Annotated in this window: 25 protein-coding genes and 2 pseudogenes; 17 read left to right on the top strand and 10 right to left on the bottom strand. The window is 51.2% G+C overall.

All coding sequences use genetic code 11. The annotated features are described in order from the left end of the window. Positions 1 to 10 precede the first annotated feature (10 nt). The 9 genes from P8H26_RS01375 to P8H26_RS01415 all read right to left on the bottom strand — a co-directional run bounded on the left by P8H26_RS01375 (position 11) and on the right by P8H26_RS01415 (position 6,225). Positions 11 to 256, bottom strand: coding sequence for a YMGG-like glycine zipper-containing protein (locus P8H26_RS01375; protein WP_289631051.1), 246 nt, complete (start codon positions 254 to 256; stop codon positions 11 to 13). A gap of 137 nt (positions 257 to 393) precedes the next feature. Beyond that, a complete protein-coding gene (locus P8H26_RS01380; protein WP_289631052.1) occupies positions 394 to 639 on the bottom strand; it encodes a hypothetical protein in 246 nt (81 codons plus the stop codon). A 201-nt stretch (positions 640 to 840) separates the two neighbouring features. Beyond that, positions 841 to 1,038: a hypothetical protein gene (locus P8H26_RS01385; protein ID WP_289631053.1), complete on the bottom strand. Its 198-nt coding sequence runs from the start codon at positions 1,036 to 1,038 to the stop codon at positions 841 to 843. A 269-nt stretch (positions 1,039 to 1,307) separates the two neighbouring features. Continuing rightward, positions 1,308 to 1,532: a hypothetical protein gene (locus P8H26_RS01390; RefSeq protein WP_289631054.1), complete on the bottom strand. Its 225-nt coding sequence runs from the start codon at positions 1,530 to 1,532 to the stop codon at positions 1,308 to 1,310. A gap of 146 nt (positions 1,533 to 1,678) precedes the next feature. Continuing rightward, positions 1,679 to 2,140, bottom strand: coding sequence for an EF-hand domain-containing protein (locus P8H26_RS01395; RefSeq protein ID WP_289631055.1), 462 nt, complete (start codon positions 2,138 to 2,140; stop codon positions 1,679 to 1,681). Between the two features lie 181 nt (positions 2,141 to 2,321). Further along, complete coding sequence (locus P8H26_RS01400) at positions 2,322 to 3,071, bottom strand: F0F1 ATP synthase subunit A (protein ID WP_289631056.1); 750 nt, start codon at positions 3,069 to 3,071, stop codon at positions 2,322 to 2,324. Between the two features lie 211 nt (positions 3,072 to 3,282). Continuing rightward, complete coding sequence (locus P8H26_RS01405; protein WP_289631057.1) at positions 3,283 to 3,525, bottom strand: YdcH family protein; 243 nt, start codon at positions 3,523 to 3,525, stop codon at positions 3,283 to 3,285. Between the two features lie 70 nt (positions 3,526 to 3,595). Next, positions 3,596 to 4,915, bottom strand: coding sequence for an Hsp70 family protein (locus P8H26_RS01410; protein WP_289631058.1), 1,320 nt, complete (start codon positions 4,913 to 4,915; stop codon positions 3,596 to 3,598). A gap of 137 nt (positions 4,916 to 5,052) precedes the next feature. Then, on the bottom strand, positions 5,053 to 6,225 hold the full coding sequence (locus tag P8H26_RS01415; protein ID WP_289631060.1) for a dihydrodipicolinate synthase family protein: 1,173 nt from the start codon (positions 6,223 to 6,225) through the stop codon (positions 5,053 to 5,055). A 168-nt stretch (positions 6,226 to 6,393) separates the two neighbouring features. Between P8H26_RS01415 and P8H26_RS01420 the strand changes: the two genes are divergently transcribed. From P8H26_RS01420 to P8H26_RS01495, 16 genes and pseudogenes are all read left to right on the top strand, one after another. After that, positions 6,394 to 7,443 (top strand): LacI family DNA-binding transcriptional regulator, encoded by a 1,050-nt coding sequence (locus tag P8H26_RS01420; RefSeq protein WP_289631061.1) that lies wholly within the window; start codon positions 6,394 to 6,396, stop codon positions 7,441 to 7,443. Beyond that, positions 7,440 to 8,450 carry a Gfo/Idh/MocA family protein gene (locus P8H26_RS01425; protein ID WP_289631062.1) on the top strand — a complete coding sequence of 337 codons (1,011 nt, stop codon included), beginning with the start codon at positions 7,440 to 7,442 and terminating at the stop codon, positions 8,448 to 8,450. The genes P8H26_RS01420 and P8H26_RS01425 overlap by 4 nt, the downstream gene beginning before the upstream one ends. A 4-nt stretch (positions 8,451 to 8,454) precedes the next feature. Beyond that, positions 8,455 to 10,068 carry an acyl CoA:acetate/3-ketoacid CoA transferase gene (locus P8H26_RS01430; RefSeq protein ID WP_289631063.1) on the top strand — a complete coding sequence of 538 codons (1,614 nt, stop codon included), beginning with the start codon at positions 8,455 to 8,457 and terminating at the stop codon, positions 10,066 to 10,068. Continuing rightward, positions 10,061 to 10,840, top strand: coding sequence for an enoyl-CoA hydratase/isomerase family protein (locus tag P8H26_RS01435; RefSeq protein ID WP_289631064.1), 780 nt, complete (start codon positions 10,061 to 10,063; stop codon positions 10,838 to 10,840). Before P8H26_RS01430 ends, P8H26_RS01435 begins: the two co-directional genes overlap by 8 nt. After that, positions 10,834 to 12,348: an aldehyde dehydrogenase family protein gene (locus P8H26_RS01440; RefSeq protein ID WP_289631066.1), complete on the top strand. Its 1,515-nt coding sequence runs from the start codon at positions 10,834 to 10,836 to the stop codon at positions 12,346 to 12,348. The genes P8H26_RS01435 and P8H26_RS01440 overlap by 7 nt, the downstream gene beginning before the upstream one ends. Before the next feature lie 195 nt (positions 12,349 to 12,543). Further along, positions 12,544 to 13,785 carry an ABC transporter substrate-binding protein gene (locus tag P8H26_RS01445; RefSeq protein WP_374708196.1) on the top strand — a complete coding sequence of 414 codons (1,242 nt, stop codon included), beginning with the start codon at positions 12,544 to 12,546 and terminating at the stop codon, positions 13,783 to 13,785. Positions 13,786 to 13,940: 155 nt separating this feature from the next. Further along, positions 13,941 to 14,819, top strand: coding sequence for a carbohydrate ABC transporter permease (locus P8H26_RS01450; RefSeq protein ID WP_289631067.1), 879 nt, complete (start codon positions 13,941 to 13,943; stop codon positions 14,817 to 14,819). Next, positions 14,819 to 15,703, top strand: a complete 885-nt coding sequence (locus P8H26_RS01455; RefSeq protein WP_289631068.1) for a carbohydrate ABC transporter permease — start codon at positions 14,819 to 14,821, stop codon at positions 15,701 to 15,703. The genes P8H26_RS01450 and P8H26_RS01455 overlap by 1 nt, the downstream gene beginning before the upstream one ends. Before the next feature lie 3 nt (positions 15,704 to 15,706). Beyond that, entirely contained in the window at positions 15,707 to 16,822 is a 1,116-nt protein-coding gene (locus P8H26_RS01460) for an ABC transporter ATP-binding protein (RefSeq protein WP_289631069.1), read from the top strand. 9 nt (positions 16,823 to 16,831) lie between these two features. Next, positions 16,832 to 18,364 (top strand): annotated as a pseudogene (locus P8H26_RS01465) (FAD-dependent oxidoreductase). Beyond that, on the top strand, positions 18,361 to 19,137 hold the full coding sequence (locus P8H26_RS01470) for a 3-ketoacyl-ACP reductase (protein ID WP_289631071.1): 777 nt from the start codon (positions 18,361 to 18,363) through the stop codon (positions 19,135 to 19,137). The pseudogene P8H26_RS01465 and the gene P8H26_RS01470 overlap by 4 nt, the downstream one beginning before the upstream one ends. Before the next feature lie 15 nt (positions 19,138 to 19,152). Continuing rightward, positions 19,153 to 20,808: a GMC family oxidoreductase gene (locus P8H26_RS01475; RefSeq protein ID WP_289631229.1), complete on the top strand. Its 1,656-nt coding sequence runs from the start codon at positions 19,153 to 19,155 to the stop codon at positions 20,806 to 20,808. 8 nt (positions 20,809 to 20,816) lie between these two features. Further along, positions 20,817 to 21,134: a Dabb family protein gene (locus P8H26_RS01480; RefSeq protein WP_289631072.1), complete on the top strand. Its 318-nt coding sequence runs from the start codon at positions 20,817 to 20,819 to the stop codon at positions 21,132 to 21,134. Positions 21,135 to 21,309: 175 nt separating this feature from the next. After that, positions 21,310 to 22,116: a hypothetical protein gene (locus P8H26_RS01485; protein WP_289631074.1), complete on the top strand. Its 807-nt coding sequence runs from the start codon at positions 21,310 to 21,312 to the stop codon at positions 22,114 to 22,116. Positions 22,117 to 22,142: 26 nt separating this feature from the next. Then, positions 22,143 to 23,216 (top strand): annotated as a pseudogene (locus P8H26_RS01490) (linear amide C-N hydrolase). Positions 23,217 to 23,309: 93 nt separating this feature from the next. Further along, entirely contained in the window at positions 23,310 to 23,837 is a 528-nt protein-coding gene (locus P8H26_RS01495) for an N-acetyltransferase (RefSeq protein ID WP_289631076.1), read from the top strand. 78 nt (positions 23,838 to 23,915) lie between these two features. Here the strand turns inward: P8H26_RS01495 and P8H26_RS01500 are convergent, their stop codons facing one another. Beyond that, entirely contained in the window at positions 23,916 to 24,266 is a 351-nt protein-coding gene (locus P8H26_RS01500; RefSeq protein ID WP_289631078.1) for a hypothetical protein, read from the bottom strand. A gap of 209 nt (positions 24,267 to 24,475) precedes the next feature. Here P8H26_RS01500 and P8H26_RS01505 point away from each other — a divergent pair, with 209 nt between their 5' ends. Beyond that, positions 24,476 to 24,748: a hypothetical protein gene (locus P8H26_RS01505; RefSeq protein ID WP_289631080.1), complete on the top strand. Its 273-nt coding sequence runs from the start codon at positions 24,476 to 24,478 to the stop codon at positions 24,746 to 24,748. Positions 24,749 to 24,753: the final 5 nt, after the last annotated feature.

The raw sequence follows: 24,753 nt of genomic DNA on the forward strand, positions 1-24,753 counted from the left end.
TTAATTGCTGTTATCTACAGGATGCGGTGTAAATCTGGCCACGGCTGTTGCGATATTCGCATTTGCCGTTACGCAGATTGCGGACAAGCAGGCCGCCAACTGCACCGGCTCCGGCGCCGATCAATGCGCCTCTGCCACCACCGGCTATGCCGCCGATGACTGCACCTGCTGCGGTGCCGACGCTCAGGTCTTTTTCTGTCGATGTGCAGCCGGAAAGTGCAACGATTGCAGCCACAGCTATAATAAAGGTGCGCATGGTGAGCCTTTCTGTTGTTGCGGAGAGGCTGCGCTGAAGTGAGACACAGTCATCGCTCCGGAGTTTAGTTTTGCATTGTCATCTCAGCCCGGATTAAACCAAGCTGGCTGCGAAATGCTCTGAACCCTGATCTGTTACTATCTGAGACTGTGGGGGCCTGTTTTATGATTTCTGTTCTGCCAGTAACGGTTGCGCATTCGCGGAGCTAAAAGCCATGCGATGAGCGGCGTTATCATGAAACTGCATCCGATAACCACAGGAATAAGATATTTGGCGTTTTTCGCCAAATCAGGGATTGTAAGGACGATGATCATGCCGGTTCCGAACAAAACTGCGTTGATCATCAAGCTCAGTAATACGGCAATCTGAAAACGAGTAGACATTTTCGTGCCTCCCTATGACCATTATATCTAACGCAGCCAAACAGAATTGGTTCCGTAGATTTGATCAGCAGCACGAAGCTGCTGTGGTCATTCAGGTGCTCTGAACTATCTCAGCCGGAATAAAAAATAGCAAGCTACAGCTTGCTATCTCTCTTTTTGTTGATGGCCGTATTGCTGCTTTTATCAAGGCAGGGAAAGCTGTTATTTTTGTATGCGGGTTGCCACATACCAGCCAATGACCGGTGTGATGAGAAGGGCGGTTCCGACAACGATCAACATGGGATAAATCGGCTTTTGCGCCAAGGCAGGCACAGTCAGTACAACTATAAAACCTGAGCCGACAAGAACGATAAATACAATCGAACCGATTAGTGATGCCAGATGAAAATTCGTAGACATTCGTCCCTCCGAGCGGTTTCTTACCAGTATCCGGTAACCGCATGCCTCTGTTGGTTGTTCTCAGCCTCTTGGATAAACCGGCAAAAACGTCACGATAAATGGAGCGCTTGCAGAGTTTGTTTCTTCGGGACTGTGGTCATATCAAAGATTGCAGAGTGACGATTATCTTATCGGGGAGGGTTGTGCATTGATCAGGATCAAGCCTGTGCAGCATTGGCGCAGCTTATATCTTGTTTGGATCATAATGACTGCACCAGAAGGGGGATTTTCTAAGCACGCAGATTTTCAATCTGGGCAATCAGTCTGGCGATCTCATGAGGGTTCTGTATGCCGCTCTCATAAATACGGATAACCGTGCGCGCTAATTGATTTTTATTGTCATCCGTCGTCGGGCAGTATCCAAGAATTTCACACACCTCATCATAAGCTGTCTGAAGCGTGTCTAATTGCTCAGGTTTGTATATTCCAAGATAATCAGACTTTTGAAAAGGCATGTTATCTCTCCTGTTTTTATGATTTGGTACTAAAATCAGAAGAAAATCAATAAATATAAACAGCTTGTTTCAAATGCAGCGGCAGGGGGCGTTTCAGCCTGAAACAAAACAACCCGGCACTTTGGCCGGGCTGCTTCTGACAGGTTTTAAGGTTTCGGGTGGTCGCCATGCGCGCGTTTGCCGTGATGGTCGCCTTTGCCGTGGTATTTTCCGGCTTTCATTTCACTGCGATCAAGTTTGCCGTCTTTGTTTTTATCAAGTTCAGCGAACTTTTCAGCGCGTTTTTTCTCTACAGCTTCCAGAGAGATTTTACCGTCGCCATTCACATCGAGGCGACGCTCCATGCGGTCAGCCGAGCGCTTGACCATCATCTTGAGGGCATGTGCTTCAATTTCTTCACGGGATAGAATGCCGTCATTATTCGTATCTGCGGCTTTCAGTTCGTCCATGCGGGAGAATTTTGCCAGATCAATCGGCTCACGCTCTGGCTTTTTGGAGGATTCAACTGCCGGTTTTTCAGTATTCGCCTTAGTTGAATCCTGAGCCAGCACTGGTGATGCCAATAGTGATGAAGCAACAATGGCAAGGATGAAAGTTTTTGTGTTCATGATGACTATAACTCCGTCACTCGTTACATTAAGCCTTCAAGCGGCATGGGAGTAATATCTAGCCAACAATGTGTACTGAATATGAACAGTCCAATTACAAATTTGTAATGTTTTGCGGAGTAAAATGTTCGTCAGAAAAAAAGACCTCAGCATTCACATCGGTCTTTATGACTGAGCCTGCTTAATGGGACGGATGCAACGCATCATTCAGATACATGCAGGTGAGCATGGTAAAGACATAGGCCTGAATAATTGCCATCAAAAACTCAAGTGCCGTGATGCCAACAGTCATGGCGAGCGGCAGAATGGCGGTGGCAAAACCCAGCGTGCCAAGCCCTGTCAGGGAGACGACAAATCCGGCAAAAACTTTGAGCGTGATATGTCCGGCAAGCATAACGGCAAACAAACGAACGGAATGGCTGACCGGACGGGAAACAAAGGACATAATCTCAATCGGCACAATAATCGGCGCCAGAATGAGAGGGACGCCGGACGGCATAAACAGGCGGAAAAAATTTACGCCGTTGCGTACAAGACCATAGATCGTGACAGTTAGGAAAACGGTCATGGCAAGAGCAAATGTTACGATAATATGAGCGGTTACCGTAAAGGCGTAGGGGAACATGCCCACCAGATTTGCGGTGAGAATGAACATGAACAGTGAGAAGACGAGCGGGAAAAAACGTCGGCCTTCTTCACCTGCATTGTCCCGCAGTGTGGTGGACACAAATTCATATAAAATTTCGGCAGAGGACTGCCAACGGCCAGGAATTAAAGTCCGGCCGCGTGCGGACAAAAACAAAAATGCTCCGGCACTGACGATTGTAATCAACATAAACAACGCTGAATTGGTAAAAGCGAGCTGAATGCCGCCAAACTCACCAAATTCCGCAATCGGTTTGATCTCAAATTGCTCAATCGGACCGGCCATATGATGTATTCCCTGAAAGGCGGGGTCGTCCCCGTGGGTTCCACCGGCGCAGGTCGTCCTGCGCTATGTGCATACCGGACGATAAATTGATTCGGACAGGGCTGGCCACAGTCTGAAAAAATAAGTGTTGCTTTTAAAAAAAACAGAGGCCCTGAAAAGAGCCTCTGTTCTGTTGCGTTGCGGGCTGATTTGTCTGCCCGTATGTGAGCCGTCAGGCCTTTTGGGAAAGAGCGATTTCAATCTCGTCTTTCAAAGCAAGGCGGCGTTTGCGCAATGCTGTTTCATTTTCCTGACTGGTCGGCTCGATTTTTGTTTCGGCGCGGTGAATCTGATCATTCACTTCGTCATAGTCTTCAAGCACTTTGGCAAAGCGCGGATCAGCAGCTTTCAGAGCGTGAATTTCATCCAGTTTACCCGGAAATTCCTCGCCAAGAGTGTGCGGAGTGTTGGACATGCTGTTTCCTTCCTTGTTTGTTGAGAGGAGCTTCGCATGTCCCCGCATGACGGGCATTGATCCGGATCAATCAGAACTTTACAGCCCAGCGCTCAATATCATTGCTTTGGCCGATCAGTGCCAGGCCCGTGGCGATGGAGTCGAACTGGTTGCTGCTTGTAACATCGGCATGCCGGAACTGATCTGAAAACAAGGTTTTAATTGCAGGCACAAATGATGTGCCTCCGGTCAGGAACACCCGATCAATATCTTTGAATTGCAAACCGGCATTTTGTACTGCGGAATCAACCGAAGACGCGATCGCCTGCATATCCTCTGCAATCCAGTTTTCAAAATCCGAGCGCTGAACATTGGCTTTAATCTGAAAATTCTCTGCCTTGAAGTGCAGAGTGGATGACTGTTCGGAAGACAGGCTGATTTTCAGATCAGAAACAACGCGATAGAGCTCAAACCCATAATCGCCTTCAATCATCTCAATGAAGTGATTCAGCGCATCAGGCTTGACGGCTTGCGAAGCCAGCTCATTCAATTCTCTGAGCGTTGAAGGTGTATTCATCAGGAACAGCGTGTTCCAGCGTGCAAAATTTGCATAATAGTGATTGGGGATCGGCAGCAATTTGCCAAAGGATTTATAATTATCCCGTTTGCCGAGTTTAGGGGAAACCACATTATCAATAATGCGATAATCCAGCGTATCACCTGCAATGCCCAAACCAACCTGACTTAATGGTGTTGAGGTGAGGCCGTCGGCGCCGACTTCAAAATTGACGATAGAAAAGTCGCTTGTACCGCCACCAAAATCGGCAACCAGAACTGTTGAATCGCTGGTCAGCTTTTGTGCATAGAAATAAGCCGCTGCAACCGGTTCATAGACATAGTGAATATCGGTGAAGCCAAAATCCCGCAGTGCTTTTTCATAGCGCGCCATCGCCAGTGCTTCATCGGGGTTGTAACCGGCAAAGGTGACGGGGCGGCCGACAATGACCTTGTTGCCTCTGGATGGGAGTTTGTCGCCCAGACGTTCTGCAAGAGTTTCCAGAAATGTGCGCAATAAATCTTCGAATTTGAAGCGTTTGCCGTAAACCGGTGTATCGGTAAAGGATTTGCTGGCGGCAAAAGATTTAAAGGATTGCAGAAAACGGCAATGATGCGGATCAGCAATAAAGCGATCCATCGCCCAGGGGCCGCTATCGACATTGCGGTGCGCTTTGTTGCCGTCCTGCCAGAAACAAAGCACAGAACGATAAGCTGAAATAATATTATCGTCTTTTGGAAAAGACATAACCTCAGCAATGCCGTTGCCATCTGCGACTGCGATAACCGTGTTGGTTGTGCCAAAATCGAGGCCAAGGGTTATCTTCTCCGAGGGCGTGTGGTTTCCCGAAGTCATTGTTCAAGTCCTTGCTTTTATGCGTATGGCATCTTTGAGAAAACGGCCTTTATAACCGTTTGCCGCACAGGGTCAATTGAACAGATCGACGGATTTTAGCATTCCTGTCTCTGGCCCGTATCTGGCTTGTATCTGGCTTATTCCACGCCTTGAGTACCAAGCCAGCATGACATTCGTTTGATGGCAAGATCGGGTTTGTCGAGCACATTGGCTTTGTCTGCGAGGCGGAAAATATCTGCGTAATGCAGCAGGCCGCGGGTTGATTGCATACCGGCAGGCATGGTGAAATGGTTCTGATGTCCGTTGAGCCATGCCAGAAAAACCACACCCGCCTTGTAATATTGGGTGGGCGTTTCAAAGATTTTGCGCGACAGCGGCACAGTCGGTTCAATCACAGCGCGGAATGTGGTGCTGTCACCTTTTGCAAGCGCGCTCAATGCATAAGAGGCGGAAGGGGCGACAGCATCGAAAATACCGAGCAGAGCATGACTGTGACGGGTGCTATCACCTTCAATAAGTTCCGCATAATTGAAATCATCACCGGTAAAACACAGCGCATCTTCGGGAAGGCGATTGCGCAGCGCAATTTCTTTAGAGCTGTCGAGCAGCGAGATTTTGATGCCTTCAACCTTTTGCTGATTGTCTTTGATAATTCCGAGAACGCAATCAAGCGCTGCATCAAAATGCGCATGATGGTTGCCTGTCCAATAGCCTTTGAGCTGCGGGTCAAACATTTCCCCCAGCCAGTGCAGCACAACCTTGCCTTTGGCCTGTGAGAGAATGCGGCCATAGACGTGGCTGTAATCATCGGGTGATTGCGCGACAGATGCCAAAGCGCGGCTGGCCATCATGATTGCGCGGCCGCCGTGTTTCTCAACAAATTCCAGCTGGGTTTCATACGCCCTGATCACATCATCCGTTGACTTCGTATCAGAGGGTAAAAGCTGATCAGTGCCGATACCGCAGGCGAGATCAGCGCCTGTGACAGTGCGTGCAGTTGCCAGTGAACGGCGGATAAGCTCCTGCGCGCCTGCCCAGTTTAGCCCCATGCCGCGTTGTGATGTATCCATCGCCTCGGCAATTTTGAAGCCAAGCGACCATAAGTGATGGCGAAATGCCATAGTGGCATCCCAGTCTATGGCCGGATTATTCCACGGATCGGTAGCGCGCAGCGGGTCTGAAACAATATGAGCGGCGGCATAGGCAATGCGGTTGAAGTGCGGAGGCCAAACAGGGCGTGCGACCGGTATTCCGGTCAGTTGGTAGGTCCCTACTGTGCCGTCTGCTTGCGGAAGTCTCAGCATTGCCATGATATTATTCTCACCGGAATTTGAGTGAATAATTTGGAACGATCCAATTCAAAGCCTAATTTCAAAAATAAATTTACGCAATAGCCAGTTTTGTGTGCTTTTCGTCATTATTTGAGGACTTGACAAATTTGGAACGATCTAATTTCATGGAAAAGCAAGGAGAGTGTCGTGATCCAGAAACGTGTAACCGTTGTTGATATTGCCCGTGCTGCTGGCGTGTCGAAGTCGACCGTATCTCTTGTGCTGCAAAATTCGCCGCTGGTGAATGAAGCGACGAGGGTAAAGGTTACGGCGGTCATCCGTGAGCTTGGTTATGTTTATAACCGCGGTGCAGCTAATCTGCGTCAGTCCAATGCCAAGTCAAAGATCATCGGCATTGTTGTTAATGATCTGACCAATAGTTTTTTTGCCGAGCTTGCCGTTGGGGTTGATCTGGTTGTGCAGTCGGCCGGTTATGTGCAGTTTTTGTCGAATACCGGCGAGAGCCTGGATCGCCAGCGCGAGGTTGTTTCTTCCATGCGTGAGCATGGCATTTCCGGACTGATTATTTCACCGGCGCGCGGCACGGATGCCGCTGACCTGAAACCGTTGGTTGCTAGCGGAATTCCGGTTGTGATGACCGTGCGCAATGTGGCTGGTGCCAAAGTTTCATCTCTGATGTCAGATAATCATGGCGGGGCATTTGCTGCTGTTGAGCATTTATTGGCTCTGGGGCATCGCCGTATCGCCTTTCTCGGCGGCTTTGCTGATACCGGCGTCTATGCCGAGCGCTATCAGGGCTACAAAGATGCGCTGCAAAAGGCCGGCATTGCTGTTGAAGAAAGACTAGCCATCGGTTCTGCGCCTTCGCGCGCTGGTGGTGTGGATGCCATAGGGCGCGCTCTGCTGCTTGAGCGGAGCCCGACTGCGGCGCTTTGTTTTAATGATGCTGTGGCTTTCGGTGTGTGTGACGGTTTACGGGCACGACGTACGGAGCCGGGAGCGGATTTTGCGGTCATCGGCTTTGATGATGTGATCGAGGCCAAAACGGCAGTTCCTGCACTCACCACCGTATCGGTTGATCCGCAGGGCATGGGGCAGAAGGCAGCGCAATTGCTGCTTAGACAGATTAATGCAGGGCAGGCGGATGCGGAGGCGATTGTCAGTTCTGTGCGCCTTGTGGTGCGGGAGAGCTGCGGAGCAGGCCTGAATAATGGCGCGAGGAGGGTTGCAGAATGACAGTGAAATGGGGGCTGGTCGGTGCAAGCACAATCGCCGGTGAATGGGTGATTGATGCAATCCGTGCGACGGGTGGCGAAATTGTCTCCGTCATGAGCAGTAATGCTGATCGTGGTGCGGCCTATGCAGCCAGACACAAGATCCCCCGCGCCGTGACCACACTTGATGCGCTGGTCAATGATGCGCAAATTGATGCTGTCTATATCTCAACTACCAATGAGTTGCATCGGGATCAGGCAATAGCTGCTGCGAAAGCGGGAAAGCACGTGCTGTGTGAAAAGCCGCTGGCGCTAGCGCTTGATGATGCCCATGCGATGATCGAAGCCGCCAAAGAGGCGGGTGTGGTACTTGCCACCAATCATCATTTGCGCAATGCCGCCAGCCACCGCGCAATGCGTGATGCCATTGCTGTGGGCAGGATCGGCAAACCACTTTCCGCACGGGTTTTTCATGCGGTTTATCTGCCGCCGCATTTGCAGGGCTGGCGGCTTGATAAGCCGCAGGCCGGTGGCGGCGTCATTCTTGATATAACCGTGCATGATGCTGATACGCTGCGGTTTGTACTCAATGATGATCCGGTTGAAGCCATTGCGCTCAGTCAATCGGGTGGTATGGGAAAACAAGGGCTTGAAGATGCGGTGATGGGTGTTCTGCGTTTTAAATCCGGTGTTATTGCGCAGTTCCATGATGGTTTTACCACGCAATATGCTGAAACCGGCTTTGAGGTGCATGGCACAGAAGGCTCGCTGATCGCCCGCAATGTGATGACGCAAAAACCGATTGGCACCGTTGTTCTGCACAACACAGAGGGCGAGCAGGTTCTGCCGCTGGAGCAGCGCAATCTTTATGAGACTGCACTGGAGGCATTTCACAATGCGGTTAAGGGCAAAGGCGCGGTTTCTGCCAGCGATGAAGACGGTATCTGGTCGCTGGCGACAGCGCTTGCCGTGGCTCAATCCGTGAAAAGCGGCGGTGTTGTTCAAATCAGAACCGGTTTGGGAGCGTGATGAGATGAGCAAACATGTTACCCCTGCACAAGCTGCCGCTCTGATCCCCGATAATGCTGTGGTTTCCGTTTCTTCATCAAGCGGGCTTGGCTGCCCTGATCTGATGCTGAAGGCAATCGGTGAGCATTTTGATGCTACCGGCCACCCGTGCAATCTCACAACGCTGCATCCGATTGCGGCAGGGGATATGAGCGGCATCAAGGGAATAGATCATATCGCTAAAAAGGGGCTGCTGGCGAAGATCATCGGCGGGTCATACCCCTCCGGTCCGTCATTCGCTGAGCCGCCGCTCATCTGGCAGATGATCGGTAATAATGAAATTCCGGCTTATAATGTGCCTTCCGGCATTATGTTTGATATGCATCGCGAAGCTGCTGCCAAACGACCGGGTGTGATAACAAAAACCGGATTGGATACTTTTGTCGATCCTGACCGGCAGGGCTGCGCCATGAATGCGGCCGCTGCACAACAACCCATCGTGAACAAGATTGAGTTTGCGGATGAGGTTTGGCTGCATTTCCCGAATATTGTGCCGCAGGTAGCGATTATCCGCGCTACAACCGCAGATGAGCACGGTAATCTCACTTATGAGCATGAAGGCGCCACTCTCGGCGGGCTGGATCAGGCTTTGGCGGCGCGCAACAATGGTGGCATTGTCATTGCGCAGGTGAAGCGTATTACCAAACAAGGCTCGCTGAAGCCGCATGATGTGCGGGTACCCGCAATGCTGGTGGATTATATCATTGTTGATCCGGAGCAAAAGCAGACTACACAGACGCTGTATGATCCGGCAATGTCCGGTGAAATATTCAGGCCGCTGGAGAGCTTCCGTGTACCTGAATTTAATGTGCAGAAGGTTATTGCACGCCGTGTTGCGCAGGAGCTCGAGGCGGGGAGCTGCGTTAATCTCGGTTTCGGCATTTCAGCCAATGTGCCGCGTATTCTGATGGAAGAAGGGCTGCATGGCACGGTCACATGGGTGATTGAGCAAGGTGCTGTCGGCGGCGTGCCATTGCTGGATTTTGCCTTTGGCTGCGCCTCCAATGCCGATGCTTATATGCCTTCACCTTACCAGTTCACCTATTTTCAGGGCGGCGGCTTTGATGCCTCTCTGCTTTCGTTTCTGGAGATCGGCCGTGACGGGTCGGTCAATGTCTCCAGATTGTCTTTCCGTCCGCATGTGACAGCGGGCGCCGGTGGTTTTGTTGATATTACCGGCAGGGCAAAGAAGATCGTTTTTTCAGGCATGTTCAATGCAGGCGCAAAGCTCGGCATTGAAGGCGGCAGGCTGATTATTGAAAAAGAAGGCAAGCTGAAAAAGCTGGTCAATGAAACGGAGCATGTGACTTTTTCCGGTGCGCGCGCAGTCGCTCAGGGGCAGGATATTACCTATGTCACCGAGCGCTGCGTGATGAAGCTGACACCGCAAGGCATTATGCTGACCGAGATTGCGCCAGGCGTTGATCTGCAGAGCCATATTCTCGATCAGTCAGAATTTCCGCTGATTATTTCGCCTGACTTGAAACTGATGGATGCCGCTTTATTTACGGATGCACCTTTCGGGCTGACTTTGCCGGTAAAACCGCAACGCAGATTAAAGTGGGCAGATCATGACTGAGCCGCGCATCATTACCGAAATTGACGGCGCTGTTGCCACGATCACCGTGACGCGACCGGATAAACTCAATGCTTTTGACATCGGAATGCTGAAAGAGCTTTCCGCAGCCTGTGATGAGCTGGAAGCCAATAGTGCGGTGCGGGTGACTATTCTTACCGGAGCGGGCAAAGCATTTTCTGCCGGTGGTGATATTAAAGCGTGGGGTGCGATGGAGGCCAATGAGTTCGGCTATCAATGGGTACATTTTGGTCATCGTGTGTTTGACCGGCTGGCGACATTGCGCATGCCGTTGATTGCGGCCATCAACGGTCATGCACTCGGGGGCGGGCTGGAGCTCGCCGGTGCTGCTGATATTCGTATTGCAGAAGCCCATGTTAAAATAGGAATGCCTGAAACCTCGCTTGGTATGGTGCCCGGCTGGTCCGGTACGCAGCGTCTGGTGCGGCGCTTTGGTGCGCAGATTGTTCGCCGGATGGTGTTGGGCGGTGAGATATTTACCGCAGATGAGGCACTTAAATACGGGTTGGCAGATCAGGTGGCGGAAACCGGAACTGTCATGCAGGCCGCAAAAAACTATGCGGCACGTATTGTGCAACGCGGGCCTGCTGCGCTTGAAATATCAAAGCTTATGATCGGCGTTGCCAATGGTGAGGATAATGGCGCAGCAGTTGAGACACTCGGCTCTATCCTTGTTGCTCAGACCGGTGATCTGAAGGAAGGTGTTGCAGCCTTTACCGCAAAACGTCCGGCAGATTTTAAGGGAGAATGGTAATGGCGGTTTTGGTTGCACCAAAGCTTTTGACGGGTTTTGCGGTACGCGATTTTAAAATGCTGATTAATGGCGAATGGGTTGCGGCTCTTGAAGGCGGTGTGCTGGAGCGTGCAGCGCCAAGTCATGGTGTGACTGTAAGCCGATATCCCGAAGGCACCAAAGCTGATGCAGAGCGTGCTATCGCCGCTGCAAGGCAGAGCTTTGATGCGGGGGGCTGGGTGAATAAAACCGGCGCTGAACGCTCGAATATCTTGCTGAAAGCGGCAGATCTGATTGAGAGCCGTGCTGAAGAGCTCAGCCTTCTGGATGCGATTGAAGCCGGTAAGCCCATCAGTCAGGTGCGCGGCGAGATCGCCGGTGCGGTTGATATCTGGCGCTATGCGGCAGCGCTTGCCCGTGATCTGCATGGCGAGAGCTATAATACGCTCGGGGATGGTACCCTTGGCGTGGTGCTGCGCGAGGCAATCGGCGTTGTCTCAATGATTACACCGTGGAATTTTCCGTTTTTGATTGTCAGCCAGAAGTTGCCTTTCGCTCTTGCTGCCGGTTGTTCCTGCGTGGTTAAGCCGTCGGAGCTGACTTCAGGTTCCACGCTGGTTCTGGGCGAAATTCTGATCGAGGCGGGCATACCTGCCGGTGTTGTGAATATAATTACCGGCACCGGCGCTGATGCCGGAGCTTTGCTGAGTACGCATGCCGATGTGGACATGGTGTCTTTCACCGGCTCGACGGGTGTTGGCCGTCTGATTATGGCGAATGCGGCGCAGGGTTTGAAAAAAGTGTCGCTGGAACTGGGTGGTAAAAACCCGCAGATTGTTTTCCCGGATGCTGATCTTGATGCTTTCATTGATGCGGCAGTGTTCGGTGCCTATTTCAACGCCGGTGAATGCTGCAATGCCGGATCACGGCTGATCCTGCATAAAGACATTGCGGATGATGTTGTTTCCCGCATCGCTGCTTTGTCGAAAAAAGTAAAACTGGGCGACCCGCTCGATCCGCAAACGCAGGTCGGAGCGATCATCAGCCCGCAGCATCTGCAAAAAATCAGCACTTATATTTCAGGCGCATCGCAGGCCGGTGCAACAGTTGTTTCCGGTGGCGGGATTGTTGACTTTGGCGCTGGTCACTTCATGGAGCTCACTTTGCTGTCAGATGTTACTGCGGATATGGCCGTTGCACGCGAAGAGGTGTTCGGGCCGGTCTTGTCTGTGCTGACATTTGAGACAGCGGAAGAAGCGATCCACATTGCAAATTCTATTGATTACGGCCTGTCTGCCAGTGTCTGGAGCCGCGATTTTGATACATGTCTGACCGTTGGGCGTAAGGTGCGGGCGGGCACTATCTGGATGAATACCTTTATGGATGGTGCGCCGGAGCTGCCGTTTGGCGGTTACAGGCAGTCGGGGCAGGGACGTGAACTCGGCCGCCATGCGGTGGAGGATTTTACGGAAACAAAAACCCTGAATATGCATATCGGCTCACGTAAAACTTTATGGGTGTGTGATTGAAGAATAATATTTTAATCGATTTGATTTTTACCGGACACTGCTTGACGAACGGAGAATTGTAACGTCCTATTCGGAGCGAGTGGACGGACATAGTTAAATATATGAGCCGAAAATTTACGCTGTTCGGGGAGGACAGTTGGTAATGACCACGCGGGAGGGTTCCGCTGCTGACAACTTGCAAACGGGAGGAATACGATGCGCAAGTTAATGACAACAACAGCAATGGCTTTAGGTTTCATGGCCGGTGCGGCGCAAGCCGCGGAGAATGTGGAGGTTCTTCACTGGTGGACAGCTGGCGGTGAGGCCGCTGCGCTTGATGTGCTCAAGAAAGATCTGGAAGGTAAAGGGATCGGCTGGACAGATATGCCGGTTGCCGGTGGTGGCGGTACTGAAGCCATGACCGTACTTCGTGCGCGCGTTACTGCCGGAAACCCGCCGACTGCGGTGCAGATGCTCGGTTTTGACATTCGTGACTGGGCGAAAGAAGGTGCACTTGGCAATTTGGATGAGATTGCCGGTAAAGAGGGCTGGGAGAAGGTGGTTCCGGCTCCGCTGCAAGAGTTTGCCAAATATGACGGGCACTGGATTGCTGCCCCTGTGAATGTGCACACCACCAACTGGATGTGGATCAACAAAGCTGCCCTCGATAAAGCGGGTGGTAAAGAGCCTGCAAACTGGGATGAACTGATCGCATTGCTCGATAAGTTCAAGGAACAGGGCATTACCCCTGTGGCTCATGGTGGTCAGCCTTGGCAGGACGGCACTATTTTTGATGCTGTAGTGCTGTCATTCGGTACAGACTTCTACAAGAAAGCCTTTATTGATCTCGACCCTGAAGCTCTGGGCAGCGATACGATGAAACAGGCTTTTGATCGTATGACCAAGCTGCGCTCTTATGTTGATGACAATTTCTCCGGTCGCGACTGGAATCTGGCATCGGCTATGGTGATTGAAGGCAAAGCCGGTCTGCAGTTTATGGGCGACTGGGCAAAAGGCGAATTCGTGAAGGCCGGTAAAAAACCGGGCGAAGATTTCGTGTGCATGCGCTATCCGGGCACGCAGGGTGCAGTCACCTTCAACTCCGATATGTTTGCAATGTTCAAGGTTGCAGACGACAAGGTTCCCGCACAGCTGCAAATGGCCTCGGCTATTGAAAGCCCTGCATTCCAGTCTGCCTTTAATGTGGTCAAAGGGTCTGCACCGGCACGCACCGATGTGCCTGATACTGCCTTTGATGCCTGCGGTAAAAAGGCAATTGCTGACGTGAAAGAAGCCAGTGAAAAGGGCACCATGCTCGGCTCTATGGCGCATGGCTATGCCAATCCTGCAGCAGTTAAAAATGCGATTTACGATGTCGTAACTCGTGAATTTAACGGCGAGCTGAACTCGGAAGAGGCCGTGAAGGAACTCGTGGCGGCCGTTGCCGCTGCCCAATAAACTGAATTGCAAAACCGGAGGCTGCCAGTGCGGCGGCCTCTGATATCCGGCGCGGTTCTGCGTGCGGATCATTTATTGATAGCATTTGAAATTGTATTTTTTTAAGCGCCTGTCCGGTTGTCTGGCCTGATGAGCGCCAAGTGTGGTGACTGACCATGAATAGCCGCAGCCGATTGCAGGAGCTGTTGCCAAAACTTGTCTTGGCTCCGAGCTTTTTTATTATCCTGATATTTGTATACGGCTTTATTGCCTATACGGGTCTTCTGTCGCTGACCGACAGCAAGATGCTGCCATCCTATAACTTTGTGGGATTAGAGAATTATTCCAAACTTTGGGCTTTGCCACATTGGTGGCGCGCAATTTCCAATCTGGCGATCTTTGCCTCGCTTTATATCATTATATGTTCTGTGCTCGGGTTGTTTCTGGCAATTATGCTGGATCAGAAAATCCGTGGTGAGGGATTTCTTCGTCCGATTTATCTCTACCCGATGGCGCTTTCTTTTATCGTTACCGGTACGGCGTGGAAGTGGTTTCTTGATCCGGGGATCGGTCTTGAAAACACCATGCATCTCTGGGGCTGGGAAAGCTTTCAGTTCAACTGGATCAAGGATCGTAATTACGCGATTTATTGCGTGGTGATTGCCGCTGTCTGGCAGTCTTCCGGATTTATTATGGCGATGTTTCTGGCGGGCTTGCGCGGCGTGGATAATGAAATCATCAAGGCCGCGCAGATTGACGGTGCATCGACATTTACCACCTATCGCCGGATTATCATTCCGATGATGCGTCCGGTGTTTTTGTCGGCCTTCGTGGTGCTCGCGCATCTGGCCATCAAGGCCTATGACCTTGTGGTGGCTCTGACCGGCGGCGGTCCCGGACAGGCGACCGAGGTTCCCGCGACTTTCATGTATTCCTACACCTTTACGCGTAACCAGATGGGCATTGGTGCCTCATCCGCTATCATTATGCTGGCGATGATCTTTTCGATTATTATTCCTTATCTCTATTCGGAAGTTCGCGGAGGGAAGCGCTGATGAGTGGTTCTGCAAATCCGCAAAACGTCATTTCGCACGGCAGATTAACCCGCGCGCTGATCTATACGCTGCTGCTGATCTTCGCTGTCTATTATCTGCTGCCGCTCTACGTGATGGTGGTCAACTCTTTCAAACCGCTGGATGAAATCCGGCAAGGCGGCATGCTTAACCTGCCGCAGGCATGGACGATTGAGCCGTGGTTATCCGCATGGTCAACGGCGCAGATCGGCGTGCAACCGACAGGGCTGAAGCCGTTTTTCATCAACTCAATCCTTATGGTGGTTCCGGCCGTGGCCATATCCACTATTGTCGGTGCGCTGAACGGCTATGTGCTGACGAAATGGAGCTTTCGCGGTTCCAATGTCTTTTTCGGCCTGTTGCTCTTGTCCTGCTTCATTCCGTTTCAGATTGTACTGATCCCGATGGCACGCATCCTTGGCATGATCGGTCTGTCCGGCTCGATCTGGGGGCTGATAATGGTGCATGTCATCTATGGTCTCGGATTTACCACGCTGTATTTCCGCAATTATTACGAAGCGTTTCCGACTGAGCTGGTACGTGCCGCGCAGATCGACGGAGCGAGTTTTATGCAGATATTCCGGCGCATTCTGCTGCCGTCTTCGGGGCCGATTATTGTGGTTTCGGTGATCTGGCAGTTCACCAATATCTGGAACGACTTTCTGTTCGGTGCATCCTTTTCCGGCGCCTCATCAACGCCGATGACCGTTGCACTCAACAATCTCGTTTCTTCCTCCACGGGTGTGAAGGAATACAATGTTCATTTTGCAGCTGCCATACTTGCCGCACTGCCAACGCTGATCGTTTACATCGTTTCTGGCCGCTATTTTGTGCGTGGTCTGATGTCCGGTGCTGTGAAGGGATAATTCATGTCATTTCTTAAAATTACAAACCTTCGCAAGTCCTATGGTTCTGTTGAAATCCTCAAGGATATTAATCTTGAAATTGAGGAAGGCGGCTTTCTGGTGCTGGTGGGCCCGTCCGGTTGCGGCAAGTCTACTTTGCTGAACACGATTGCCGGACTGGAGCCGATTACGTCCGGAGACATTGCGATTAACGGCCAGCCGGTTGCTGATCTGCCGCCGTCGAAACGCGATATTGCGATGGTGTTTCAGTCCTATGCGCTTTACCCGAATATGACGGTGGCCGGAAATATCGCTTTTGGTATGGAAGTCCGCGGTGTGCCGAAAGAGGAGCGTGAGAAGGCAATCCGTCAGGTGTCGGATATGTTGCAGATCGGGCATTTGCTGGATCGCAAGCCGAGCCAGCTTTCCGGCGGGCAGCGGCAGCGTGTGGCGATGGGGCGGGCACTGGTGCGCAATCCGCAGGTGTTTTTGTTTGATGAGCCGCTGTCTAACCTTGATGCCAAACTCCGTGTGGATATGCGTACCGAGATCAAACGGCTGCATCACCGGATGAAAACCACAATCGTTTATGTGACCCATGACCAGATTGAGGCCATGACGCTGGCAACTAAAATTGCTGTGCTCAAAGACGGTATTTTACAACAATATGGCACGCCTGCTGAAATCTATAACAAGCCGGTCAATATGTTTGTGGCCGATTTTATGGGCTCGCCTGCAATGAATTTGTTGACGGCAACCATTGAAAATGGTGCGGGCGGTATGCAGGTTTCACTGGAAAAACCGGATGGAGCACCGCTGAAATTGCCGGTCGCACCGGGGCATGAGGCATTGGGCGCTTATCTGGGCAAACAGGTGGTCTTCGGCATCCGGCCTGAAGCGCTGACCGATCCGGACGGGACAGACCGCAATGCCGGTACCATAGCGGAAGGTGATTGCCATATTGAGGTGGTCGAGCCCGCGGGATCAGACACGTTTGCCGTAACCAAGCTTGGCGGCAAGGAAGTGGTGGCACGGTTGCGTGCGGATGCGCATATTCAAGCAGGGCAAAACGCACGTTTGGCGTTCAATCTGGATAAGGCCGTATTTTTCGATCCGCAGACCCAGCAGCGTATTGCGTGAGGCGGGCACATGAGTGCTGCATCACAAAAACAACCGGATATTGTTATCATTGGCTCGGGGATTGGCGGCTCAACCATTGCTGCGGGTTTGGCCGCAAGCGGGGCTGAAATTCTGATCCTTGAGGCGGGCGAGCATCTGCCCGACAGGCCTGAGAACCGTGATCAGGAAGCGATTTAGCGCGGTTTTTTCCGCCCTGATGAGTTGTGGTATGAGCGGCTCGGTTCCGATAATTCCTACCGCGCCTTCAATCCCGGCAATTATTATAATGTCGGCGGAAATTCTAAATTCTACGGCGCGGTGCTGATGCGCTATCGTGCCGAAGATTTTGGAGCGATACAGCACAGGGAAGGTGTGTCGCCTGCATGGCCGTTTGCCTATGATGAGCTGGAACCCTGGTATTCGCAGGCCGAGCAATTGTATCAGGTGCGCGGCATATCGGGAGAAGATCCGACAGAGCCGTTTCATTCGCAAGACTATGCTTTTTCTCCGGTTCCGGAGGAGCCTGCAATTGCTCAGGTGCGGCAGCGTTTAAAGGCCAATGGCCTGCATCCTTTTTCAATGCCGCTGGGCGTTGATATTGATCGTTGGCTACGTAAAGCAAAAACACCGTGGGATGCGCATCCGAATTGCGATGACGGCAAAATGGATGCTGAAACCACCGCTTTGGCTAAAGCCCTTTGCTATAAAAATGTGCGTCTGCAAACCGGCTCACGGGTAACCCGACTGAAGACTGTGGCTGACGGCAAGCGCATTGAGAAGGTGTGTTTTATCAAGGACGGGCAGGAGCAGGAATTATCGCCGAAGCTGGTGATCCTCTCGGCAGGAGCCGTACAATCTGCCGCATTGTTGCTGCGTTCAGCCAGTGCACAGCAACCTCAGGGATTGGCCAATTCTTCCGGTCAGGTGGGACGTAATTTTATGAACCACAATGCGAGCGCCGTGCTGGCGATTTCACCGTGGTATAAAAATACATCCGTTTATCAGAAAACATTCGGTTTTAATGATTTCTACTTTTCTGACGACGAGGGTGGTGCTCCTTTAGGGAATGTGCAGTTGCTGGGGCGTGTATCAGGCAAAATTCTGAAAGCGAATTTGCCGCGTGTGCCGCAATGGCTTCTGAACAAAGTCTCCTCTCATGCTATTGATTTTTATGCGATGAGCGAGGATATCCCGCATCCTGAAAGCAGGATTTCTGTAGATGGTGAGCGCATCATCATGCAATGGAAGCGTACCAATTGGCAGGCGCATCTTGATCTGGTGAAAAAGCTGAAAACGGTGCTGAAAGCGGCAGGATTTCCGATAGTTCTGTCCCGTACTTTTGATAAGCGCACGCCGTCCCATCAGTGCGGTACTGTGAGAATGGGGCATGATCCAGCAATGGCACCACTTGATGTTTATTGCCGTGCCTATGACCATCCCAATCTCTTTGTGGTTGATGCATCATTTCTGCCGACTTCAGCGGCGGTTAATCCGGCACTCACGATTGCCGCACAGGCTCTGCGTGTGGCCGCGCATATTTCTGCAAAGGATTTGCAGTCATGACAGCAAACAAACGTCCGGTTGCACTGATTACCGGCGGTCGCCGTGGTATCGGCTTTGGTATTGCCAAAGCCTTGGCACAGTCAGGTTATGATATTGCTGTAACCGGTCTTGAAGCCGCTGTTTTAGATGATGCTGTGATTGAAGAATTGCGCGCTACAGGTGCCGCCGCGCAGTATTGGCAAGCAGACTTGTCTGACCTTACAGGGCATCAGGCGACGGTTGAAGCTGTAGTCGGGCATTTCGGTTCGGTTGATTGCCTGGTGAATAATGCAGGCATCGGTTCTGTTGTGCGCGGGGATTTTCTTGATCTCTCGCCTGAGAACTTTGATGTGATCATGAACACCAATCTGCGGGGAACCATATTTTTCACGCAGGCTGTTGTCCGTGCAATGCTGGCTGTGAAAAACGGTTCTAATGCCCGTTCAGTCATCAATATTACCTCGGTTTCGGCAACGATGAGCTCGCCGGAGCGGCTTGATTACTGTGTCAGCAAGGCCGGTTTGTCTGCTTTCAGTCAGGGGCTGGCACTGCGGTTGGCGTCAAGCGGGATTGCCGTTTTTGAAGTGCGCCCCGGTATCATCCACAGCGATATGACAGCTAAGGTCTCAGAAAAATATGACGCGCTGATTGAGGGCGGTCTGGTGCCGGTTAAACGCTGGGGCGAGGCATCGGATATTGGTGCGATTTGCGCCCACCTTGCCTCCGGCACGATGGGGTTTGCTACTGGTTCGGTCATTTCCGCAGATGGCGGATTGTCGATAGCCCGCTTATAAAAAGGGGGAAGCATGATGTTTTATGATTATATTATCACCGGTGCGGGGCCTGCCGGATGTGTGCTGGCCAATCGTTTGTCTGAAGATCCGGATGTGAAAGTGCTGTTGCTGGAGGCAGGCGGCAGTGACCGTAATCCGCTGTTTCATATGCCTGCCGGTTTTGCCAAGATGACAAAAGGTGTTGCCAGCTGGGGCTGGGAAACCGTGCCGCAAAAACACATGAAAGGGCGGGTATTGCGTTATACGCAGGCCAAGGTAGTTGGCGGTGGTTCGACAATCAATGCCCAGCTCTACACACGTGGCAATGCTGCCGATTATGATCTGTGGGTGCAGGAGGATGGTTGCGAGGGCTGGAGCTACCGTGAGGTGCTGCCCTATTTTAAGCGTGCTGAGGATAATCAGCGTTTTGCCGATGATTATCATTCCTATGGCGGGCCGCTGGGCGTTTCGATGCCGGTTTCAGCACTTCCGATTTGTGATGCTTATATCCGCGCGGGGCAGGAACTGGGTATTCCCTATAATCATGACTTTAACGGCCAAACACAGGCCGGTGTCGGGTTTTATCAGCTGACACAACGCAATCGCCGCCGCTCTTCTGCATCGCTTGCTTATCTCGCTCCTCTTAAAAGCCGTAAGAACCTGACGATCAGGTTAGGTGCAGTGGTGACACGTATTGTGCTTGAAGGATCGCGGGCGATGGGTGTTGAGATTGCCACTTCCAAAGGCACCGAGATAATACGGGCTGAGCGTGAAGTGCTTGTAACATCGGGTGCGATCGGCTCGCCTAAATTGTTGCTGCAATCGGGCATAGGGCCTGCGGATCATTTGCAATCCGTCGGGGTTAAAGTGCAATATGACCTGTCCGGCGTTGGCTCCAATATGCAGGATCACCTTGATCTGTTTGTGATTTCGGAATGCACGGGCGATCATACCTATGACAATGTTGCCAAGCTGCATCGAACGCTATGGGCAGGGCTTGAATATATGCTGTTCCGCTCAGGGCCGGTGGCTTCCAGCCTGTTCGAGACGGGTGGCTTCTGGTATGCAGACCCACAGGCACGCTCGCCGGATATCCAGTTTCATCTGGGCCTTGGTTCCGGCATTGAGGCGGGCGTTGAAAAGCTTAAAAATGCCGGTGTCACGCTTAATTCTGCCTATTTGCATCCGCGCTCACGCGGCACAGTCCGGCTTCAATCGGCTGATCCTGCTGCTGCCCCTTTGATTGATCCGAATTACTGGTCTGATCCGCATGACGTGAAAATGTCGCTGGAGGGGCTGAAAATCGCCCGTGAAATATTTCAGCAGGCTGCATTGAAGCCGTTCATCATGGCAGAGCGCTTGCCGGGGGCGAGTGTGACGAGTGATCAGGATTTGTTTGATTATGCCTGTGCCAATGCCAAGACCGATCATCATCCGGTCGGCACCTGCAAAATGGGAACCGGAGCCGATGCCGTTGTCGGACTTGATCTTAAAGTTCACGGTCTGGATGGTTTGCGGGTATGCGACAGTTCGGTGATGCCGCGCGTGCCGTCCTGCAATACCAATGCGCCGACGATTATGGTGGGGGAAAAGGGAGCCGATATTATTCGCGGTTTGCCGCCATTGCCTGCTGCTGTTTTTACCCATGAACGCAATGATCAACGCCTGCGGGCACACTCTGATATTCGATAGGAAAAGATATGATCCGGCATTGTGTGTTTATTCGTTTTAAAGCAAGCGTCACCAAGGCAGAAAAAGAGGCGATGTTTGCAGAAATTGCAGCGCTGAAATCTCGATTGCAGGGCTTTGTCGCTGCGCATGTCGGCAGAAATGTCAGCCCTGAAGCGGGAATGGATAAGGGGCATTCCGAAGGTTTTATCGTGGATTTTGACACTGCCGCTTCCCGTGATGCCTATCTTGCTGATCCTGAACATCAGGCGACCGGCGCAAAGCTGGTGGCGGCAGCAGAGGGAGGCGTGAATGGTATTCTGGTTTATGATCTGGAGATACCGGAGTAATCCCGTTTCATCATATTTCTGTAAAACTATTTCTATAAACCGGAGGAGGCTTTAGCGATTACTGCGCAAATACTTCTGCGGGAAGTTGACCGCATGCGATAATGATCTATTTTCGCAATAGAATCTAAACTTACCCGGAAAATTTGAATTTATCCGGCAAGGGGCATGCCTGAATATGCGCAATATTGCACTTTTCACCACATCTGCTTTATCCAGTCTTTCTATGCTCTGTACTGCAATGGCAGCAGATGTTTCTGAGCCGAAATATATTGCCGAAGATGGTTGGAAAATCATCGTCAGCCCTTATGTTTGGGGCGCTTCGCTCAAAGGTAAGTCCGCGCTGGCCGGTATTCATACGGATGTGAACATCCCGTTTTCCGAGATTTTTGATAATCTTGATATGGCTGTGATGGGCAATGTCGAGATTGTTAAAGGCCCGCTTGGTTTTTATATTGACGGTCAATATGTCTCCACCACTCAGGACGAAAACCTGTTTGAAAATGAGCTGGCTCTGAATGTGAAGACAACGTCGATTTCCGGCGGTGCGTTTTATCGCGTTTATGAGCAGGAACTTGGTGGCGTAACCGTTTTCAATGATCCGCAGCGTTTTACAGTTGAGCCGACAGTCGGTGTACGCTGGACAAAAATTAAAGCTGACCTTGCAGTGGGAAGATTCAGCGTCACCAAAAAAGCAGAATGGACAGACCCGTTTATCGGCGTGCGTCTGAAAACTGATCTGAACGAGCGCTGGAATCTGTCCGGCGAGGCTGATATCGGCGGTTTCGGCGTCGGTTCCAAACTCAGTGTGAATGCACAGGCCTATCTCGGTTACCGGACTTTCCTGTTCGACCGTCCGACCAATCTGCGCATTGGTTACCGCGTTCTGTCGCAGGATTATCAGGGTGATGATTTTACTGGTCATACCTTTAAATGGGATGTTGTGCAGCACGGGCCGGTTCTCGGTCTGTCCATGCGGTTCTGATATTATTCAAAAAGCGGGGTTTTCTGATGTTTCTGCACCGTAAATCTGTTCGTTCCGTTCTCGTGGCTAAAACAGTTGCTTTGTCATTGTTTGCGTCGCCGCTGATAGCTGAAGCCTGTACCCGTGTTGTCTATCAGGGTGCAAATGACGATGTTATCACTGCGCGCTCAATGGACTGAAAAGTTGATGTAGCGACCAATCTCTGGGTGTTTCCGAAGGGGATGAAACGCAATGGCGAGACCGGTGAAAACTCCATCGAGTGGACGTCCAAATATGGCAGTGTTATTGCCTCCGGCTATGATATTGCGACCACAGATGGCATGAATGAAGCAGGTCTTTCTGCCAGTGTCTTGTGGCTGGTGGAGTCCGAATATCCGGAATTCACAAAGGATAAGCCGGGTCTGACAATCGCTGCATGGGCGCAATATGTGCTTGATAACTATGCCACGGTTGAAGAAGCTGTGCGTGCTCTGAAAGAAGAGCCTTATACGATTGTGACGGATAATGTGCCGGGCGAAAGCCGCCTTGCAACCCTGCACCTCTCAATTTCGGATGCCACAGGCGATAGCGCTATTGTCGAATATATTGACAGGAAACAGGTTATTCATCACAGCCGTGACTATCAGGTCATGACCAATTCCCCGACATTTGAGCAGCAATTGGCGCTGAACAGTTATTGGCAGCAGATTGGCGGAACAGTGATGCTGCCCGGCACTAATCGCGCATCCGATCGCTTTGCCCGCGCATCATTTTATATCAATGCTATTCCTAAAAATGAAAATCCGGATATAGCGCTTGCAAGTGTTTTTGGTGTTATCCGCAATGTGTCGGTTCCTTTTGGTATCACAACGCCGGATCAGCCGAATATCTCTTCCACGCGCTGGAGAACTGTGGCGGATCAGAAGCGCAAACTATATTTCTTTGAATCAGCGCTGACGCCAAATACATTCTGGGTTGATCTGAAGGGGCTGGATTTTTCTGCTGAAACCGGAAAAGTCAAAAAGCTCGATCTCGGCGCTAATCAGACCAATATATTCGCCGGCAATGTGAATGAGAAATTTCAGCAAACTGAAGCCTTCAAGTTTCTGGGTATTGAATAAGTTTTGACGGATTTTAGTCTTTAGATCGGCTGCCTTGAGTATAATCACTCGAGGCAGCTTGTTGTCGTTTTTTCGAGCTGGAAAGAGACTGGTATGACTGCTTTTGATGTAAGGCCTGTTTCTTCAGAACGTGCCCATATCGGGATGCTTCGCGATCTTCTGACAGAGACTGTTGCAAGTGGCGGATCAGTCAGTTTTATGCATCCGCTTGATCCGGCAGAGGCCGAAAACTTCTGGGTCAGCGCTCTGAAGTCTGCTGAAAGCGGAGAACGGATTATTCTCGGCGCATTTGACGGTGATAAGCTTGCCGGAACAGTCAGCCTGTTTTTTGTGCAGGCCGCTAATCAACCGCATCGTGCTGAAATTGGCAAGCTGATGACGGCGGTCAGCTATCGCGGGCAGGGTGTGGCAACACTGCTAATGCAGGCGGCAGAAACTCTGGCACGGCAACATGGCCGCTCACATCTGATGCTGGATACGGCAAGTGAGGGAGGTGCAGTGGCTTTATATGAGAGGCTGGGCTTTATACGGGTAAGAGAAGTGCCTGACTTTGCATTGAAGCCTCACGGGGGAGTGACCGGAACGGTCTATTTCTGGAAAGCTTTGAAGCCAGCTGAATGATCAGAGGCTGCTGCTGCCTCTCAGGCACTTTGTCATGATGCAGCTTCAGGTGATGCCGGTTATGTACGCTGAGACTGCTCAGTGCTCCTCAACGGTGACTTCCACATGATCCTGATGAATGTCTACTCGTATGACCGGTCTGCCATTCACAATCACATCCAGATCATCCTCGGAGAGCATGCCGCGGGAGAGCATTTTTTCCAGCCGTGCGCGATTCCCTTTATCATTGAAGAATGCGTCTGATTCATCTTCTGGATCCATTTTACCAAACAAGTAAAAATTGGCGCGATCCTGACGAATAATTGCTGCGGCCGAGTTCAGCTGTGTGCCGGAAGAGTTGTAATGATCCTGATTGCTCAGACGTGCTCTGTATGTATCAATCACCTGCGCCCAGGCATTGGTGCTTACCGCCATTAAACCAACAGACAAAAATAACGCCCGCAACATGATACTCCCCCAAAATCATCCGTGTATATTTTATAGTTCATTTTCGGAGTAAAGGGAAATAGCAGTCATTCAGCCGGTTTTATTTTCAAGAAAAATAATTTGTTATTAGGAAGGATTAAAATCCCATCCTAAGCTGCTGCTGCATAAAATATTTGCTCGTTTAACGATGAACCGTGAAGAGAGATACTTATATGAAAATCAAGACACTGATTGCTGCGTCCTTCTCTGCCCTGCTGATTACTGCGGCCAGCAGTGTTGCAGCTTCGGCCTGCACACAGGAAGAGCTGACAACGAAGGTGAATGAAGTTACTGCGGCTATTCAGGCAGCAATCATGAAGGATCCGAGCAAAGCTCAGGAAATCATGACAAAGTCACAGGAAATGCAGACAAAGTATCAGGGCACAACAGATGCTGCTGAAGCCTGTAAAGCCTATGATGAATTGCTGGAATTTGTGCAGAAATAAAGTCC

The sequence above is a fragment of the Pseudochrobactrum sp. sp1633 genome, assembly GCF_030376605.1.
Lineage (GTDB): Bacteria > Pseudomonadota > Alphaproteobacteria > Rhizobiales > Rhizobiaceae > Pseudochrobactrum.